This window comes from Vreelandella rituensis, from assembly GCF_003336665.1.
Classification (GTDB): Bacteria; Pseudomonadota; Gammaproteobacteria; order Pseudomonadales; family Halomonadaceae; genus Vreelandella; species Vreelandella rituensis.
In genome coordinates this window covers 240,143-257,261 of sequence record NZ_QPIJ01000001.1, presented here as the reverse complement: position 1 = coordinate 257,261, position 17,119 = coordinate 240,143, and the positions used below count along the sequence as shown (strand labels likewise).

The 17,119-nt window shown below is 55.8% G+C and carries 11 protein-coding genes; 8 read left to right on the top strand and 3 right to left on the bottom strand.

The window, feature by feature from the left end:
• The first annotated feature begins 8 nt into the window (after positions 1 to 8).
• Entirely contained in the window at positions 9 to 1,289 is a 1,281-nt protein-coding gene (locus tag DU506_RS01315) for a hypothetical protein (RefSeq protein ID WP_114485152.1), read from the top strand.
• A gap of 135 nt (positions 1,290 to 1,424) precedes the next feature.
• Here the strand turns inward: DU506_RS01315 and DU506_RS01310 are convergent, their stop codons facing one another.
• The 3 genes from DU506_RS01310 to DU506_RS01300 all read right to left on the bottom strand — a co-directional run bounded on the left by DU506_RS01310 (position 1,425) and on the right by DU506_RS01300 (position 6,078).
• A complete protein-coding gene (locus DU506_RS01310) occupies positions 1,425 to 1,907 on the bottom strand; it encodes a hypothetical protein (RefSeq protein ID WP_114485151.1) in 483 nt (160 codons plus the stop codon).
• A 124-nt stretch (positions 1,908 to 2,031) separates the two neighbouring features.
• The gene (locus DU506_RS01305) at positions 2,032 to 2,526 is read right to left on the bottom strand and encodes a hypothetical protein (RefSeq protein WP_114485150.1); all 495 of its coding nucleotides are present in this window, start codon (positions 2,524 to 2,526) and stop codon (positions 2,032 to 2,034) included.
• Positions 2,527 to 2,619: 93 nt separating this feature from the next.
• The gene (locus tag DU506_RS01300) at positions 2,620 to 6,078 is read right to left on the bottom strand and encodes a DEAD/DEAH box helicase (protein ID WP_114485149.1); all 3,459 of its coding nucleotides are present in this window, start codon (positions 6,076 to 6,078) and stop codon (positions 2,620 to 2,622) included.
• Positions 6,079 to 6,223: 145 nt separating this feature from the next.
• On the opposite strand from DU506_RS01300, the gene DU506_RS01295 reads away from it, so the two are divergent.
• The 7 genes from DU506_RS01295 (at position 6,224) to DU506_RS01265 (ending at position 17,108) form a co-directional block, all read left to right on the top strand.
• Entirely contained in the window at positions 6,224 to 7,438 is a 1,215-nt protein-coding gene (locus DU506_RS01295; protein ID WP_114485148.1) for a hypothetical protein, read from the top strand.
• Between the two features lie 125 nt (positions 7,439 to 7,563).
• A complete protein-coding gene (locus tag DU506_RS01290) occupies positions 7,564 to 8,082 on the top strand; it encodes a hypothetical protein (RefSeq protein WP_181870659.1) in 519 nt (172 codons plus the stop codon).
• 3,010 nt (positions 8,083 to 11,092) lie between these two features.
• Positions 11,093 to 11,782: a TcpQ domain-containing protein gene (locus DU506_RS01285; protein WP_181870658.1), complete on the top strand. Its 690-nt coding sequence runs from the start codon at positions 11,093 to 11,095 to the stop codon at positions 11,780 to 11,782.
• Between the two features lie 2 nt (positions 11,783 to 11,784).
• On the top strand, positions 11,785 to 13,362 hold the full coding sequence (locus tag DU506_RS01280; RefSeq protein ID WP_114485146.1) for a hypothetical protein: 1,578 nt from the start codon (positions 11,785 to 11,787) through the stop codon (positions 13,360 to 13,362).
• A gap of 5 nt (positions 13,363 to 13,367) precedes the next feature.
• On the top strand, positions 13,368 to 14,654 hold the full coding sequence (gene pilO2, locus DU506_RS01275) for a type 4b pilus protein PilO2 (protein WP_114485145.1): 1,287 nt from the start codon (positions 13,368 to 13,370) through the stop codon (positions 14,652 to 14,654).
• Position 14,655: 1 nt separating this feature from the next.
• On the top strand, positions 14,656 to 15,537 hold the full coding sequence (locus DU506_RS01270) for a hypothetical protein (protein ID WP_147273719.1): 882 nt from the start codon (positions 14,656 to 14,658) through the stop codon (positions 15,535 to 15,537).
• A 20-nt stretch (positions 15,538 to 15,557) separates the two neighbouring features.
• On the top strand, positions 15,558 to 17,108 hold the full coding sequence (locus DU506_RS01265; protein ID WP_114485143.1) for a GspE/PulE family protein: 1,551 nt from the start codon (positions 15,558 to 15,560) through the stop codon (positions 17,106 to 17,108).
• The last annotated feature ends 11 nt before the right edge of the window (positions 17,109 to 17,119 follow it).

Below are 17,119 nucleotides of genomic sequence, written 5' to 3'. Positions count from 1 at the left end.
AGAGTGGGATGAACACCACAGCATTGAGCAGCACCCCGCCAAATGCGTTTGGCAGCATCGGCAGCTGGAAATCAAAAGCCAGTACCGCGACCCTGGCAAGTGACACCCCGGGTCAGCCGCGACGTCTGCGCCTGGGAGAATATCCCCGTTGGGCGGAGCTGGTGCAGCGGGGCCTTCACCTGATGCCCCCAGCCCTGCCGAGGGAAAACCACGCCATTCTCCAAGGCGTGCTGCAGCTGCTCCATGAGCACCTCCCCAGCCCCTGGAGCCTGACGATCTCCGAGGGAAACCCCGATTTGTCTCCGGCACGCTGCAAGGAAACCCGCAATCACCTGACCCATACCGAAGACGGCTGGAACTGGGTGCCCCGCCATGAGCGTCATGGATTTCAGGGACAGACATCCATGCTTCACCGGATGCTCGAGCCCGCCACTGTTGCGGAGCATGCCCGCCTGGTTCGCCACCTTCAGGTGGCCCCGCTGGTCGTCTATGGGTGGGGTAGCGAGGGATATATCGCGGTACTTAATATGGCTGGCGTGACCCTGGCGGTGCGCGACATCCCCGGCATGCCCGAGGCCAATGAAATTCTATTGAGCCGTGAGAGCATGGAAGGCCACGCTCTGGATCGACTGGATATGCATACCGTCCTGCGGCTTTTCGAGCGGGAGGAGGCTATGGAAGACAGTGCCTTTTGCGAATGCCCCTCATCCCTCGCTGACGACGAAACGGAAGGCCTGAGCGCCATTCCAAGCGCCTTCATGTCCATGAGCAAGCCGCGTGAGGGAAACGCCGAGGGTATCCTTCAATACGTCAATCGCCTGATGCGCCAGGCGGGACCCGGAAACGAGGGTAGGGCCTGGGCGTCGTTACGCGCCAGCGACCAGTACCGGTTCAATGTGGAGCGCATGCGAGAAATGGTGGTCCCCGGCATCCTCGAAAACTCGCCAAGCCATGCAGCGGGTGCCGAAGGCGCTGATATGTTGTTGTTGATGGGCGTCGCGCATCGCTTCGAGCGTAGCGTCAAACCCCTCGACGGCTTGGGACAGAAGACCTTGCCGGAGGCGGCAATTGCGCTGGCAGCGGAGCACCTTCTGGCGCTGCGCTCTCATCCGCATCGGTCGGATGACATGCGAGAAGCCGTCGATCAGCGTCTCGCCTTGCTGGCGCAGATCTGGATGCATCACTGCGGAGAGATTGCGCCCTGGGCGCCCCTGTCTTACCGCGGGCAACTGGGCGCCTGTCTGGATGCCTTCATGAAGCGACTGACGACTAACGCCATGCGGGCTTAATAGATATGCATCCGGCTGGTGCGGAAGGGACGTCTGGCCGGTATTGCGCCAAGGCCATGGAACTACCACGCCCAAACGGCAGCGCCGCCAGACGTGGTTTCGATCGCTCGTTGGTGAGTCCAGTGCCACCCAAGCTCAAATTGATGGCTTGGTGATCGGGAAGATCACCAGTCGGTACGTCTTTTTGGGTTTCAAATAACGCTGAAGGCGCATCAGTGTCTCAAGCATTGTAGTGCACTGCGAAAATGACAGCTGATCCGCATATTCGACAAGCTGATCCGCCAATGCAGGCGGAGCGTCATCCCTCCTGTAGGAGGGGAGCCCGGCCTCCAACATTGCCTCCCACACAAAAGCGCGCCGGGAGACAGGCACAGGTTGCTCCAGCTCATTCGGGTAATCTGCCGCGGCCTGTCGGCTCAACCAGTGTAGCGCCTCCAGCTGCGTCTTCTCCAAACCTTGGCTGACAATCTCGTGGCTCTCTACTTCATCAGCGTCGCCTTGCCTGAACGTAAAGCTCGCAACCACATCACCTGTCGGGCTGCGGCCTTCGTAAAGCTCGTGGTCTGGGGTGCGGATTTCTAGCCAGTAGTGATCGTGCTCGGGGAGTGTCGCTATCATCAGATTGCCTGCTGTTGGGTGTCTAGGATGACTGGCTCTATAGTGCATCTACGGTGGGTTGAAGGGCAGCCACTTTGAAGAAAAACACCCTGCAGGGCTTCTGCGTTGGTGTTGCGACATTCCTTCACGGCGTCATTTCTCTGCCGGACGCTTCACGAAGCACCAAGCGACGCCTTTCCTCGATGATTGCCTCGAGCATTACCTGAAAAGGATACCTCAGTCGGCGATTTCCGCTTAGTAAGGTATGCAGGTATTGGCGAGAGGCGCCGGTGCGCCCCGCCAGACAACAAACCCCGCCTGACGCTCTGATAGCAGCCGCCACCAGTGATCTGGCGTCCATCGCCGAACGGCGGAAACGCTGCGGAGCATCCACTATCACCAGTACATCGCCCCCCTGCAGTCCTTCAAGATACTGTTCGATACACACCTGGCAGGCATAGGAGGGTGACCGGCAACCAGTGACCAGCGCATGAAGGTACTGGCGTGTCAGACCGCAATGATCGGCAACCGATTGCAGGTCGCCGGCACGTTCGCTGGCCATCTCAATCAGGTTGCCGACATACCCGGGTCTTGGGCAGTGCAATTGCCGGGCATCGATGTAAAAGGTGTTCTCGGCCATTTCCTTATCTCGCGATGATTGAATGTCTCGATCAGGGTAACGATGGGCAAAAAAATCCTGGCACGATCGCCACTTGGTAGCGGTTAGGAATACTTAGAAATCAAACGTCAATGGCGTCCCGCGAGGCACATTAATGGCCGGCTTCGCTACAGGGGGCTGCTGCGACTCTTCGTGTTTCGGTGTTGAGGGTTGAAGGGCCACGGGCACGTCCATGTCCTCCGCCTCATCCATGTCATCTTCGGCGCTGCGATAACGGGCATTGCGATCTATGGGGGGAACAGGCTTTTCAGGTGGGGCAGACTCGACCGGGCGGACGGGCTCAGGAGAGGGCAGCGTCGTGTCCTGGTGCAATGGCTTACTTTTTGATGTGGAGGGCACAGCCGTCGATGCAGGAGTCACGGCATTTTGAGGCACACCAAGCCCCATGGCCTTAAGGTAACCGCGATAGTTCGACACCAGGGCGGCCAGCACGCCCTTGGAGCCTTCGGCAGAGAGACCGTCCTGGGCGTTGGCATCCCCCAACCCGTTGGTGATCTTGGCCATCTTTTCCTGGATATTGGAGACCATGTTGACATCGAGGGTCTCGCGCATCATGGCGAAGTTCACGTTGACCGTTTCTGCCTGCTGACTGATTCGAATCAAGCGGTCCCGGCACTGGATCATCACGCCGCCGGAGTAGTCGAGTTCGGCGAAAAGACTGTGTGAGGCCGCGGTCAAGGTGATGTTCTCGCGAGCAGCTTTCATCGAGGCGATACACACGCGGGCACCCCCCTCCTGAAAACGTTTCTCTTCCTGCTTACGCACAGAGGCTTCCTGACTGCCAATCCATGCCGGATCGAGTTTGAGCTTCTTGGCGCCTTCAAAGAGTTCTTTCTGAACATCCTTGTGGTAAGCGAAAATGACAAGCTTTTCATCGGCAGGCGTTGAGTCGCGAAAGTTCTTTAGCCATTCGAGTACCGGCACGACCTTGGCTTGACCCAGCTGATGGCGCAGGGTGGAAATGGCGGTGAAGTCCACGGAGGCTTCCTCGCCAAAACCATCCCCGCGACTGCGGGAAATGATCCGGGAAACCCACTCTTCATCACCCTCTGCAAGTTGACGGGCGATGTCCTCAAGGCTTGCGCGATCAAGGCTATTGAGGGCGTTATCGATGACCCCATGGGCCAGCGCCGCCTCAGCGGCCAGGTAATCCTTGCTTGGCTCGCAGGGAACATTGGACACCATGACGGCCGGCATCTCGTCCCACACTTCGCGCTTCTCACGCCGAATCATGCAAGTAGCACGGAGGCGTCGGTTAAGTTCGGCGAGCTGGGGCTTGCCGGCAGTGTCCAGGGATTTTAGGTAACGGGCGCCGCCCACCGCTTCGAGCTTTTCGAGAATATCAAGCTGGGGAATCAGTTCGCTTGGCCGGTTCATGTAAGGGGTTGCCGAGAGCAGCAGCTTCAAATCAAGCGTCGGGTTCTCCATGATCTGTTCCGCCGCTTGAGTGCGCAGGGCCTTGGGATTTTTTACATAGTGCGACTCATCAAGTATTCCGCCCTTGAACGGAATGCTCGACAGAAAGTCGGCGTGCTTGCTGATGATGTCGTAGTTGATGATCACTACCTTGGCGGTCTTCGCCTGCTCGAGGGCGCGCATCTTCTGTTTGGGCGTGCCGATACCAAGGACCACCACCTGATCGGCCGGCACCCGATCGGTGAACTTCTGAAACTCGCCTTCCCAACTCAGCCGCGCAATCGAAGGGCAGACCACCAGGGCAGGGAAGGCGTCTCGGTCAACGAGCGCTCCGATGCCCTGGGGTGTCTTGCCCAGGCCACAGTCGTCGGCCACCAGGGAGTTGCCGTATTGGTTGATATACGCCATCCCTGCCTTTTGAAAGGGGAAAGGCTCCAGCTTGAAGCCCGGCACCTCATAGGTGGAGTCGGCCACATAGGATTGATCCAGGCGCTGGCCAAGCCCCTCGGCGAGGGTGGTAAGCACCGCCGCGGCCTGGTCGTTGTCCATGGGCTTCTCGCCTTCATAACGCAGCTTCAGGCGAAAGTCCTGCATCAGGGTCTTCACCTTCTCGACAAGCTCTGGCGTGCTGGCGCGAAAAATCCAGGTCTTGGTGCCACCGTCGAACTCCTTGTCGACTCGGGGAATTTCCTCGCGAAGAAAGTTCACGAGGTCGGGATGATAGGGCGTGACCATGCGTATGAGATTGTTGGGCTGAATATCCAGGTAACCGAACGGAGGTGGCTCACGCTCGGCGAAGAAGCGCTCGAGAGGCATCACCCAAGCGATGGGCACTTTCTTGAGCGCCTCGAGGTTCTGCTCATTGATCGGCAGAATCCATTCCTTCACATCCCAGTCGAAATTGGCGCCTAAGCGCTTGAGATCGTTCTTCATGTCCCGGAATTCATAGGGAAGGTGAATGCGGGCGATCACCCGATCATCACTGCCGGTGATCAGGTGACCGCTCGGCCCGTCAACCGGCGCTGGGTTCGCTTCGGGATCATCTTCTCGCATTGCCTCCAGGCGGCTTGCCTGGGCTGCTGCCACCTCAAAAAGGCCGGTGAAGGGTGCGATCAGCCGTTCATCGCCGTCGTCTTCTGAGTAGGTGGGGTTGTGCCAACCATCGAACGCCAGGCTGCCGTCGAGATACGCCTGCCAGTCGGAGGCCACCAGGTAACTCACCCGGCCGCCGAGCTGATCTTCAAGCTGCTTGGCCAGGCTGTCGAGCGAGGCGCCATCCTGGGGTGAGAACGTCCAGCTCTTGGTGGGGGCATTCCAGCGTCCCTTGGCGCGCCGGCAGACACTGACCGTAGTGGGCTCGTACATGGAGTGGAGTGAAAAGGTGATCTTCCCCTGAGAGAGTGCCTTACGGTCGGGGATGAGCACGATAGGATCGCGAGGAGCACCGTCAACGTGGGCCGCTACGGGGAGATCACCCCGGTCAACGGCATTGGCCAGGCGGCGATCAATGTCTTCCACGACGGCCATGTCTTCGGTGGCTGCGTTGGCCAGGCCCGAGGCCAGCAAGCTGGCAAGCAGTGGGAATTGCTCTGCTGTGCGAAAGATAAAGTGGTGGCCATCGTCATGCTCATAGGCACCGATGGCACTACCGATCATAGCCAGTTGATCGAGCGATTCCACGGCACGCTTGTTGCGCATAAACAGGCTGACGGTCTTGCCAATCGGAGAATCGGGATTGTCCGTCAAAATCACCCGGGCCTCAGGCAAACCGACATAGCTATTGCCGGGGTCAAGATGCGCCTTGAGCCATTGCCAGTCGGGGTGCTCATCAAGGCTGCCGGCGTAAACCGCGACCTGGCGAGGGTAGTGCATCAGAAGGTCGGTTGCGGCGATGAAGCTGTTTTGGTCATGGGTGATAAGCGAGGCGGACATCATGGAGAGCATCTTGCCGAATCCAGCGTGGGCCTTGCTGAACCCCTGATCATCGCGTTCCCTGGCTCCATCACAACTGGAGGCGATGAAGGACAGGGCTTCACCGGTGAATTCAATTACCGAGTCCGGTACCGGCACATCGTTGATTGTGATCGCCTTCGCCATGACGGCTCCCCTAATAGATTTTGGTCGTTGCTCCTTATCTAGGGGTCAGGGCACGGCAGCGGGCGAAAAGTTAATTTCACCAAACGTCAGCGCCTGACCCCTATAGCAGTGGTATGCACCTTTACTGCCTATGGGAGTCGCCCGCATGCCTGCGCAGACATCACCGATCAAACTTACCCCCAGTGCGACGCCTTCCTACTGGGCGGATATCGCCATGCGGAGTTATGAAGCCCTTCCCAGGGCGCGCACGCTTGGCCATCACACCTACCCCGTCATTATTCCTGCGCTGATGAACCTGGCCGCCATGGACGACACCTCCAACGACATGGCGTGGGAGCTGGACGTCTTGACCATCAATGCCGGTGGCACGCTGCTGGATACACACCGGCCGGTCCCGGGAGACTGGGGAGGTATCACCTGGGAGGTCGAGGCCAGCCGCCATGACCAGAAGCTGGGCTCGCAGCCGCGCCACGACGCGCTCCTGAAAGCGCTGCTGGATCAGAGCCCCACCTATGCCGTCTGTGCCTGGGATGATGAAGAGGGTGAGATCGTTACGTTGAGCATTGCGGAGATGCGGGTGGCGGTTCGCCCAGGCAGGGAAGGGCGGCCCACCCAGGTCATCGTGCCGGAAGCCCAGGCCGAGCAGTTCAAGAAGACCATCGCGAGAAGCCAATTGCTGTCCCGCTTTGATACCTCCGAAGGGGCGCCCCGCCCGTTACTGCCGAGCCGCGACTTGCATCGGCGCCTCGGGGTGACCGATGAGCTTGGCAATATTTCCATGGCGTCCTTGGAGCATCTCCCCGAGGGCGACCGGGAATTCTTTGCCAACATCGCCCGGCAGCTGGCGCTGACGGACGGGGACCTGTCAGGCCTGTCGCCCCCGGATCTTCGCCGCTTCAACGCCCTTCGTCATCAGCACCTCATGCCCCAGGCGATGCTGGCGCCGATATCGGGCCAAGTCACCCATGATGACGCCTACGAGCTGTCAGCGCTTCTGTGCGTGGCTGGCGCTATCTACCGAAACCTCGACCAGGAAGCCGACTTGCTCGGCCAGACGCCTACCCTGGAAAGCCTGGAGCGGGACGTGCGCCTGCACTTTGGCGCTGTCATCCGTCAAGACAAGGCCAATGCCGGGGCGTGCATGCCGACAGAGGCCAGTACGGACGATCCACAGGCTCGCAATCGACAGCTTCGCGGGCAATTGGCAGGGCAGATTTTGAGCGTGCCGGATAGGCTGCCGTTCAAGGCCACCCCGTTCACTTCCGTTCATGAAGCTAAGGCATTGGAAATTAAAGATTATGGAGCAGAAAAGTCAAGTATATCAGGGCATAAAGCGAGGTTGACCAGTCCGGAAGGGTAGCGCGCATCTTATGCAGGGGCGGCTAGAGGTAGCTTGCAATTGGTCGAAAGGTGAAGGTGTAAAATCATTCCGATTCTAATAATATGGTATCCTGACCATGTGACCATAATCTAACTAGGTGCCGCATGAAACTGAAATCCCTTTCCCGCGTTCTCGTTGCTGCTGGGCTTGTCGCTTCCATCAGTGGCTGTGCTTCTATCGTGGGTAACCCCGAGCAGACATTGACCTTTACCAGCACGCCTTCCCAGGCAGGTCTCTCCATCACGGATGAGCGCGGCAAGGAAGTCTTTGACGGCAACACGCCTTCCACGGTCAGCCTGCGCAAGTCAGATGGCACCTACTTCGGGGGCAAGACGTATCGTGTGTCGTTTAGCAAGCCAGGCTACCGAACCCACGAGATCACCCTGGATGCCAAGCCCAACGGCTGGTATGTCGGCGGGAACCTGCTCATGGGCGGGATTGTTGGCTGGCTGATCGTTGATCCGTGGAACGGCAACATGTACACGCTAGGCCCCGATTATGTGGACACCAAGCTGCGCGCTGGGACGGCCATGAGCGGGGGCGGCGACATCAATGTGGCACTCATCAGCGAGATCGCTGAGGAGGCGAAGCCGCATCTTCAGCTTGTGTACCAATCAAGCTGAGGTTTCTTCCTGAAACAATAGCGAGGTAACCACCATGCCAGTCCGCATTCCTATTGCGCGACGCGGCGGATCTCTAAAAGCACGAACGCCCTGGCTGTTCGTGCTTTTGCTTTTCGCAGCGTTCAGCAGTTTCGCTCAGGCCTATTCTCCACCCACTGATCCCAATGACCGCGAATCTGACTCAACGGACAGGGACCCTAGCTGTAACTATCTAACGACTGCAGCAGGATCGGCCGGCGGGTCCTCCAAGCCATGGGTAGTGCAAGGCACCTCGATTCGCTACGTTTCGTGCGAGATCCGCAACCTCAATACCCGTGCCAAGAAGCGTGAGCACTTCGATCACTGCGAGATCGATGACATGGCGCACAACGACAAGCCCACCGATTCGCGGCGCTTCTGGCCCTCGGATACCAATGTTGAGAACTGGACACCAAGAAGTGACAGCTCATATTGTCCACCGCCGAGATGGAATAACGGCTGCACCAGATGGAGTCCCAGCCCGCCCAAAACGTGCGGCACCTCCTATAGTCAGTCGCGAACCTGTAACCCCTACTGCAGCGCGGGGGGGAAGGGGCTTTCCGACACTGCGTGCGAGATCAATGTTGGACCTAAACCCACGCCTAGCACTAGCCGAAGCGGGTCAACCGGGGCTTGTCCGAAGCCGCCGCCAGGTGGTTTTCCCGGGAATCAGAAGACGACTTAGAGGTAGAAGTCATCCATGTCTATCGGTAATGCAGGACTTTTATGGTGGTGAGGCATGATGGGCTCTGGAAGGTTTTGAGCCTCCCAACGTTTTTAACGAATAACCAGTTCAGTGTCATCCGGCCTTCTGATAACTATGTGATATCAATAGATTGCTAAAGAGGCCGGACCATGTTCCAGCTTGCGCTGGAATCAAGCTGAAGTTATTACTGAAGCAATAGCGAGGTTACAACTATGTCAGTCCGCATACATAATGCGCGACGTGGCGGGCAACCATTAGGGCGAATGGTTTGGCTTTTCGCGCTTTTGTTGTTCGCAACGCTTAGCATGACCGCTCAAGGAGCGTCTTATCAGGATCCCATACGTCACAGCGCTGAGCAGGAGGGCTCACGCCAAGGGCATAATGCCAGTTCAAGGCAGAAGAGTTCCGGCGGTCAGCTAAAGGACTCTGCCGACACCGCCGCCAGCCAGTCGGCAAACCCTAAAAGCCAGGGCTTTGAATTTTCCTACGGCGAAACCAATCCTGACATTAATAAGCTCAGAAAGTCGGGCGGGACTTATACGCAAGCAGAAAATGACGGAACATCAGGTGGCGGTGCCGATGGTGGCTTTCCGTTCTGGCTCACGCCACATCCTTGGTATGTTGAATACCGCTCACCTCCACCTACAGTCCCTTGGCAGATTGGAAGTTGGGATGTGATCTCATGCGGGACAGGAACCGGTACCCAGACACGCTTGGTTACTTGCCCGTCAGGTAACTGTACAGGGGCAATGCCAGCTTCGACGCGACAGCAAGCCAGACCATCCTGCTCAATTCCAGAAGGAAATTGGATAGTGGGAGCCTGGACGCCAGACCCCGTTGCCTGTGGGACTGGGACGGCCACGCAAACACGTTCATTGACCTGTACTACAGCAAACTGCTCATCGGCTACTAAGCCGGCATCGACACGACAGGTTGCCCAGCCGGCGTGCGCCCCTGTGGTTGATCCGCAAGGGTGGGAGGAATTGAAGGGAACGGTATTCGAATTGATTATTACTTCAAGTAAGTCAGGTTGGAAGGGTTTAAACTCCCAACAATTAAAGGACACCTTTTCTGGAAAACTAGGCACCTGCCATGCAAATTGTGAGGGACTAGCATCTAAGGTCGATATACAGTTCTACGCCGTTACTGATTTCAAGGGCATTAATTGGAACAATCGTTGGGATCATATTGAGGCTGGGGGTTGGAAAAATAAAACGCTTAAATCTGCTGTTACATACAGGTTGAATGGGAAACGGTGGAGACAGGATCCGTCTGTAACTGTACAGGTCCTAGAAGGGTGCATGAGTTGTAAGGGGTATGGGGCTTACCTCCGCTACAAGTTAACTATGCCTTAGTGCTAACTGATTCTTTTTGTAAGGTCGAGCCTGCCAATACGGCAGGCTTTTAGGTCAAGATGGCCCATGAAACTCGGACTAGGCGTTAAGCTCTGATTATGAGGACTAGGGCGACGAATCATGAGCACGAAACACATGCAGTAGAGCAGCGACTTCAAGGTAAAGATCGCCTTGGCAGCGCTCAAGGCGACATCGGGAATTACCGCACGGTACGAGATTACCCCCACCATGTTCAATCAGGGGAAGCATGAGTTGCTGGACAAAACGCCGCAGGCGTCTTCAAAGACAAGGATGACAAGGCTGCCTAAAATTGCCAGGAGTAGATAGATACGCTTTACATAAGATTGGCAAATTGGCAGTGGTGTCGATTGATAATAAAGCTTGTTAGATCACAGTAAAGGTTTTGCTGATGGCATACCTTACTGGACTAAAGCCTATAGCGGCAGTTTCGACTAAAATGAGTGCTGCTTTTAAAAAGCTTTAGGCTTTCGATGGCTCTGTCAGCCGCATGTAGTCGTTTCATTTTTACAAACTTTGTTTAGGGCTATTGACCCAGAGGCTGCTTTGCTTGCGGCCCGAAGGCATCGCCCGAGATATCATCGCGGCGCGTAACATCCGGCAAAATCTTCATGCATCCCAAGTCGGCATGGCTGTTCTGGACTGCAGTCACACAGGCTTTTGAGTAAATCGTCAAATATGAGACCTCCCACCTCTTGCTGGAAGCAATCCCAACTCTCAGGCAAAACGCATTTCCCTAACCATTACCTCAATATGGTATCCTGATGTGAACATAAGAAGTGGCGACTTGTGGCGTTGGCCACAGGCTGCTGCGGGATACATATCAGGGGGCTGACCGTCCATGAAACCGCTACTAACGTTGCTTGCAGCAAGCCTAAGCCTGGGTGCTACGGGCCTTGCCCAAGCGACAGTCTTGATCAATACCGAATCGACGTTTGGCAACCAGTCATCTGGCTATGAGCAAAACGCCTATCAACCGTCGCAGCTCTTAGCTAATGAGGCACCTCCATTGCCCAGTCAGGCGGGGGAGCCGCCTTTGCCGGTCAACGCTCCGGACGTCTCACAACAATCCGTGCAACAGGATTTGCAATGGTTACTGCCTGATGGATCAACCGAGCCCGCCATGCGCAGCCAGCCGCCGCCCTTGCCAGTCGCCCAGACTGCGGCACGCTCAGATGACATTTCCGTACCCAAACCAGATATTCGTGAAATACGCATTACTCAGGGGAAGCGCGTAGCCGAAGAATCATCGCCGGACGGTGCAAGCGACGTAGCCAGTGGCATTGAACCGGATAAAGCACTTCCGTCAACGCTATCCGATGCGGTGGCTACGACTACAGGAAGTGAATCAAAGGATTTGCCTACATGGACCCTGAAACCAGGAAGTCTTCGCCAGCAGCTTCTGAGCTGGGGTAATACGAGCGTGACATGGGAAGTTCTCTGGATGGGCACATCAGATTTCACTGTGCGCGTCGGCCACGAATTCACCGGGCCGCTCGATGAAGTGGTGATTCAGGTCGTCAAGGCCTTTTCGGCACAAGGCGCACCGATCTCCCTTTTGCGCGCCCGCGCAAACCATACACTGGCTGTCCGGAGCGAATAAGAATGAGCAAGCGTTACCCCATTAAAACCCTTACGACCCTGGCGATGGCAGTTGCGATCAGCGGTTGCGCCTCGGTGGAGAAATCAGAACAGCCCTTTATTGACCGAGAGGCCATGGAACGTCGGCTCGTCGAGCTCGAGTCAGAACGCAAGGACACCTTGAAAGGGCGGCCTTTAGTAGAAGACATCGACACTCCTTTTCTGGGCACACATGAGACCACCCGGATCAGCTCCCAAGAAGGACTTCCCCCTCATTTGGATCAGCATATCTCCCTGTTTGACCTCCGACCCTACACCTTGAATGAAATTGGCGGGGTCATTGCAGATGCAACTGGCATGCGTGTCAGGCTGCGTGGGAACGCTGAGGAAGTCACTGTTGATAATCCATCCAATGATCGTAGTTATCTCAACCCAGATGACGCATTAGTGGCTACTCTCTATGCGGGCCAGACTTCCCCACGGAACGCCTACATAATTAACCATGAAGGGCTGCTATCCGAGCTGTTGGAGAAAGTAGCCTCTCGGTTCGATGTGAGCTGGGAGTATGTCAATGGTGAAATCCGGCTGTACCGCTCCAACACGCGGATTTTCCAGGTGGCGGCGATGGCCGGCAATGTGTCTTCAAGCGCAAGCCTTGCCAATCAATCCGGCGGGGGGGGTGATGGCGATAACTACGTGGCGGCTACCGGGGGTCTTAGCACAAGTTATGACTCAACCGTCAACAACTGGGTTGATATAGAAACCTCCCTTTCTTCTATTCTCGAAGGAAAGGGCACCTTTACGGTTAGCCCCGGTACGGCCTCGGTCGTTGTTACCGCCTCGCGAGGCACCATGGAGGAAGTTGAGGACTATATCAATGAACTGAACAAGATGTTTAAGCGCCAAGTCGCCCTCAATGTAAATGTCTACACGCTCCAGATGACAGAGGATGACAGCAAGGGCTTCAGTCTGGATGCGGCTTATCAGAGCCTGTCAAAAAACTACAACATCGGCATTGGGGGGATGCCGAGCCCCGAAGGTCTGGGAAACCAGTTCACGGCCAACCTCCTTGAGAGCGCCGACTCACGCTATGCCGGTAGTGAAGCACTCTTCAACGCGCTTAATGAATGGGGCGACGTCAGCATCGTGACAAGCGCCTCAGGCGTAGTTCTCAACGGTCAGCCATTCCCTATCCAGGACGTGAGCCGCGAAACGTATCTGGCAGCCACCGAGACGACCATTGTTGAAGGTGCTGCTACGACCGCATTGACACCGGGCCAAGTGGTAACCGGGTTCTCCATGCAGGTCATGCCCCAGATTCTCTCCGAAGACGAAGTGATTCTTCAGTACGCTTTTACACTTTCCAACCTGAAAGAGATCAAGGAAATCAGCTCGGGTGGCAATTCGATTCAAGCCCCGGAGGTTGATGATCGCTCCTTTACCCAACGCACCCTAATGCCACTAGGCACAACGTTGGTGCTTGCCGGCTATCAGCGCGATGAAGACTCCTCGAATCGGCGGCTCGGGGTAGGGGGCTGGCAGCGAGGCGTTAATCAGAACAAAACCATGGTTTTCGTGACCATTTCTGCTGCGAGAATGTAACCGCTATGGATACAAGCACTCTTCACTTGAAATCCAAGCGTCGCCACTGGATTGCCGGACTCTACTGGCATTCCCGTGATTCGGGGCGTGAAGGAAGCTCTAAGCAGGAAGTGCTGAATGCTGCCGAAGAGCTATATGCCCAACTCTCACAAACAGAAGGTGAAGAACTTGTCGGTGTGCTGATTAGTGGTAATCGCTTTCAGCAGGTGGGATTTCACGCCCCTGGGGAGGTGCCGGTCAATAGTTATTCGCTGGCGCAACTGGCTCTTGCGGCCTATACCAAGACCATGCCACTTCCTACAGTCATGGGGCGTTTGGCACTTAGCGAAGACCACCACTGGGTATTCAAGATCCAGCGAGGGAAGATCAGCTTCGCTGGGGATAAGGTGATTCCCGCTGAAGACAGCGAAAGTGAGCTCAAGCGTCTTCAGCAAACGGCGCCCGACAACGCCAGCATTATCGATATCCTGGATGTCACCGAGGCGAGCCAGCAAATCCTGGCATGGGAAAAGAGCGTCAAGTCCTCTCGCTTGCATAAAGCGAAGCCTTTCAAGGTATTGCGTAAGCTTAGGATTACACAACACCGATTTTTCAAGCCCGCCGCCATTGTAGCCACCCTTGCCATAGCAGTAATGGGCGGCAACGTCGGGTATGAGACACACAAGGACTACAAGGAGCGCCAGGCCGAAGTCGAACGTCAAGAGCGACTCAGGATTCTTCAGGACGTCGGACCTGCTCCCCGTCCATGGACCGATGCCCCGCCTTTATGGATTAGCTACAAGCGATGCACAGACCAATACCAACAAGGCCAGGCCTTTCGCGCTGGATGGTCGACTGTGAGCTGGAGCTGTGATCAGGACAACGTAACTCGGCATTGGCATAGAGGAGAGCACGGTAGTTTCAGCATCCTTCCCGCAGAGGGTGATTTTGTCGTAGAGGACCCCAATCGGTTGATAGAGGCAACCCCCTTGCCTGAGGTCGAGCCACGAGGCACGACTCCGATAGTTGATCGCGCTTCAGCCGCACAGCTTCTGATGGATCTCGCTCGGCTGCATGAGTTTCAAGCCCGATTCAAATGGGGCCGCGAGAACACTCGACGGGTTCCCCGAGGCAATACTTTCATCACCGAGAATCTAGGCCATGCCACCCATCGGCTTGAGTTAAGCGGCGATCAAATTCCCTCTGTCGAGTTGATGAAAGGCATCGAAAAGATTCCCTCAATCTCATTGGTAGAGCTTTCAGAAAGCTCCAATAGCTGGACTCTCATACTTGAATTTTATGCTGAGGCTTAACATGAAACGGACCCTTATCACAGGTGTTATTGCATCGATCCTGACGCCAGCGGCCTTTGCTCAGGTGAGTCAGGCAGAATTTCAGGCAATGCTTGAAAGTAATCCATCGGTCGCGGCGGACGAACAAGAAGATTCCACGGAAATCCAGGTAGTGACGATCGACGCTCCAGAGATTTTCAGGGAGATCGATGCCAACCGGATAGAGCTGCAGGAGCTTAACTCGCAGATTGATATCTATACGGCCAAAAAAAATCTACTGACTGTTATAAACGAGATCGAAGAAATCCAAAGTGGAGTAGCCGCCAAGAATGAAGCCAAAAGATCAGGGGCTATTGATAGCACCATGCCCTTTGAGAAAGCAGAGCAAGAATCACAGCTTCAAAAATTAGAGGCCTATTTGGCTTCACTGGAAGCGTCTCTGCAACAAGGAATGAGTGAGCTGAGCGAAAAAATCGATAGCCCGCCGCCCGCATCATCGGAGCAAGTGGAGGCGACTAAAGCTGCCAAGGAACCGGTCACGAATCACCCGCATGCCTGGTCCCTTGTGGAAACTAAGATTGCGAAAAATGGTGCCGCAGAGGCAGAAATAGTGAATATTTTCGGTATAGATTATCGGGTGAAGGCAGGTGAAAAGGCCGGTCCTTGGACGATTCAATCCATCAAGCATGGCGAGGTAATCGTAAAGCTTAACGGTGAGGGTGATACGAAAAAGATTACCCCACGGCGACTCCATCCTATTAATACAGGTGATGTTAGCTCAAATGCCGGTGATGTTAGCTCAGACGCCTCCAGCAGTTTGGCCAATGAATCCCAGCTCTCCTCAAGGCATGACACCAGCCCTCGGACGTATTCGTCTTCAGTGGATTCGGCGCTGTCGTTCTAAGCCGGTCAAGGAGAAATAGAATGATCACCGACATGCAAACGGAACGCTGTATGAAAGGCGCAGCAGAAAGTCATCCCGACTGGGCTAGCGTGGCCGACTTCCTGGATATTGATCAGGAGAGCAAGACACTTTTCATCTCCGATCTCAAGCGTGATGACACTTCGATTCACGATATCACCGAATACTTGATGGTATGTGGGTTCAAATTCTCGGTGAATCACCTATCAGCCAATGAATTGACGCGTCGTATCGAGGCGAGGCAACTGCTTGAAGGAACCGGTGGCGGCTCAGCAGTGGATTCGGCAATTCAGCAAGAGGCATTGAATATTTTCAGCAAGGCGGCGCAGATCAATGCTTCTGACATCCATATCGAGATTGGCAGCGGCCACTGTGAAGTCGAGTACCGGGTTAACGGCGACCTTGAGCGCCAGGTGCCAATCGAGAAGGAGCGGGCCAAGTCTCTGATGGCCGCCATCATGAACTCCATGTTGGCTGACGGTAGCAACATGTACAAGCCTAACGAGCGCCAGGATGGGCGTATCGCTGATGCGCGCTACCTACCTGCCATCGTAGGTTCGTTGCGGGTTGCCAGTGGCCCCATCGAGGGTGGCGGAAGGTTGATGGTGCTACGCCTACTCTATAAAGACACAAGCTCTATCTCGGGCACGCTGGAGCAGCGCCTGGGCACGCTTGGCTACAACGCGTCCCAGATACGCGACATCCGCATGGCCTGGGATAAGCCGTCAGGCATTAACCTCCTGGCGGGGCCTACCGGGTCAGGCAAGTCGACCACTTTGAAACATATTCTTGAGTGCAAGAAGGCCGAACACCCGGAAGAAAACTTTGTATCTGTTGAAGACCCTCCTGAGTACAGGATTCAGGGCGTGCGTCAGATTCCGGTGAATAACGCCAAGGGCAGTGACGCTCGAAGCGAGGCCTTCGTTGATGTCATTCGATTCTGTTTACGAGCTGACCCGGACAAGATGCTGGTTGGCGAGATCCGCGACAGCGCCTCTCTCGGCATGGCGGTCAAAGTCGCCTTGTCAGGTCATGGCGTCTCAGCATCGGTGCACGCCAACTCCGCCTTCGGGATCATGAAGCGTTTAGTCGACATGATGCGCAGCGCGGAAAACCCCGACCCAATGCTGACCCTGGCAGATGACACCGTGATCACCGGGCTGATCTTCCAAAAACTGGTCAAGATCTCCTGTCCGCACTGCGCTATCCCCTTTGAAAAGGCAACAGTCAAGGCAGATCTCAATGAGCGTATCGAATTATCCATTCCGAAGGAAAACCGAGCGAACATTGCCTTCGTAAATCCAAAGGGTTGTTCAAAGTGCGATAAGGGCGTCGCAGGGCGCGAGGTGGTTGCAGAAATTGTGGTGGCCACAGAAAAGTTGATGGAGGTGCTAAAGAGTGAAGGGATTTTTGAAGCGAAGCGCTATTGGCAGGAGCAAATGGGGGGGTTAACCGTGCGCGAACATGCCATCGAGAAAGTAATACAGGGCCGAGTAGCCCCGGATGCTGCCGAAAAAGCTGTAGGCCCCCTTGCCACCAATATTCACGTCTAGCGCTCAGAGGA

What these genes read in the sequence shown, in the direction of transcription:
- DU506_RS01295 (WP_114485148.1), top strand. Translation starts at nt 6,224, where the DNA reads ATGCCTGCGCAGACATCACCGATCAAACTTACCCCCAGTGCGACGCCT.
- DU506_RS01315 (WP_114485152.1), top strand. Translation starts at nt 9, where the DNA reads ATGAACACCACAGCATTGAGCAGCACCCCGCCAAATGCGTTTGGCAGC.
- DU506_RS01280 (WP_114485146.1), top strand. Translation starts at nt 11,785, where the DNA reads ATGAGCAAGCGTTACCCCATTAAAACCCTTACGACCCTGGCGATGGCA.
- DU506_RS01305 (WP_114485150.1), bottom strand. Translation starts at nt 2,526, where the DNA reads ATGGCCGAGAACACCTTTTACATCGATGCCCGGCAATTGCACTGCCCA.
- DU506_RS01310 (WP_114485151.1), bottom strand. Translation starts at nt 1,907, where the DNA reads ATGATAGCGACACTCCCCGAGCACGATCACTACTGGCTAGAAATCCGC.
- DU506_RS01300 (WP_114485149.1), bottom strand. Translation starts at nt 6,078, where the DNA reads ATGGCGAAGGCGATCACAATCAACGATGTGCCGGTACCGGACTCGGTA.
- pilO2 (WP_114485145.1), top strand. Translation starts at nt 13,368, where the DNA reads ATGGATACAAGCACTCTTCACTTGAAATCCAAGCGTCGCCACTGGATT.
- DU506_RS01265 (WP_114485143.1), top strand. Translation starts at nt 15,558, where the DNA reads ATGATCACCGACATGCAAACGGAACGCTGTATGAAAGGCGCAGCAGAA.
- DU506_RS01270 (WP_147273719.1), top strand. Translation starts at nt 14,656, where the DNA reads ATGAAACGGACCCTTATCACAGGTGTTATTGCATCGATCCTGACGCCA.
- DU506_RS01290 (WP_181870659.1), top strand. Translation starts at nt 7,564, where the DNA reads ATGAAACTGAAATCCCTTTCCCGCGTTCTCGTTGCTGCTGGGCTTGTC.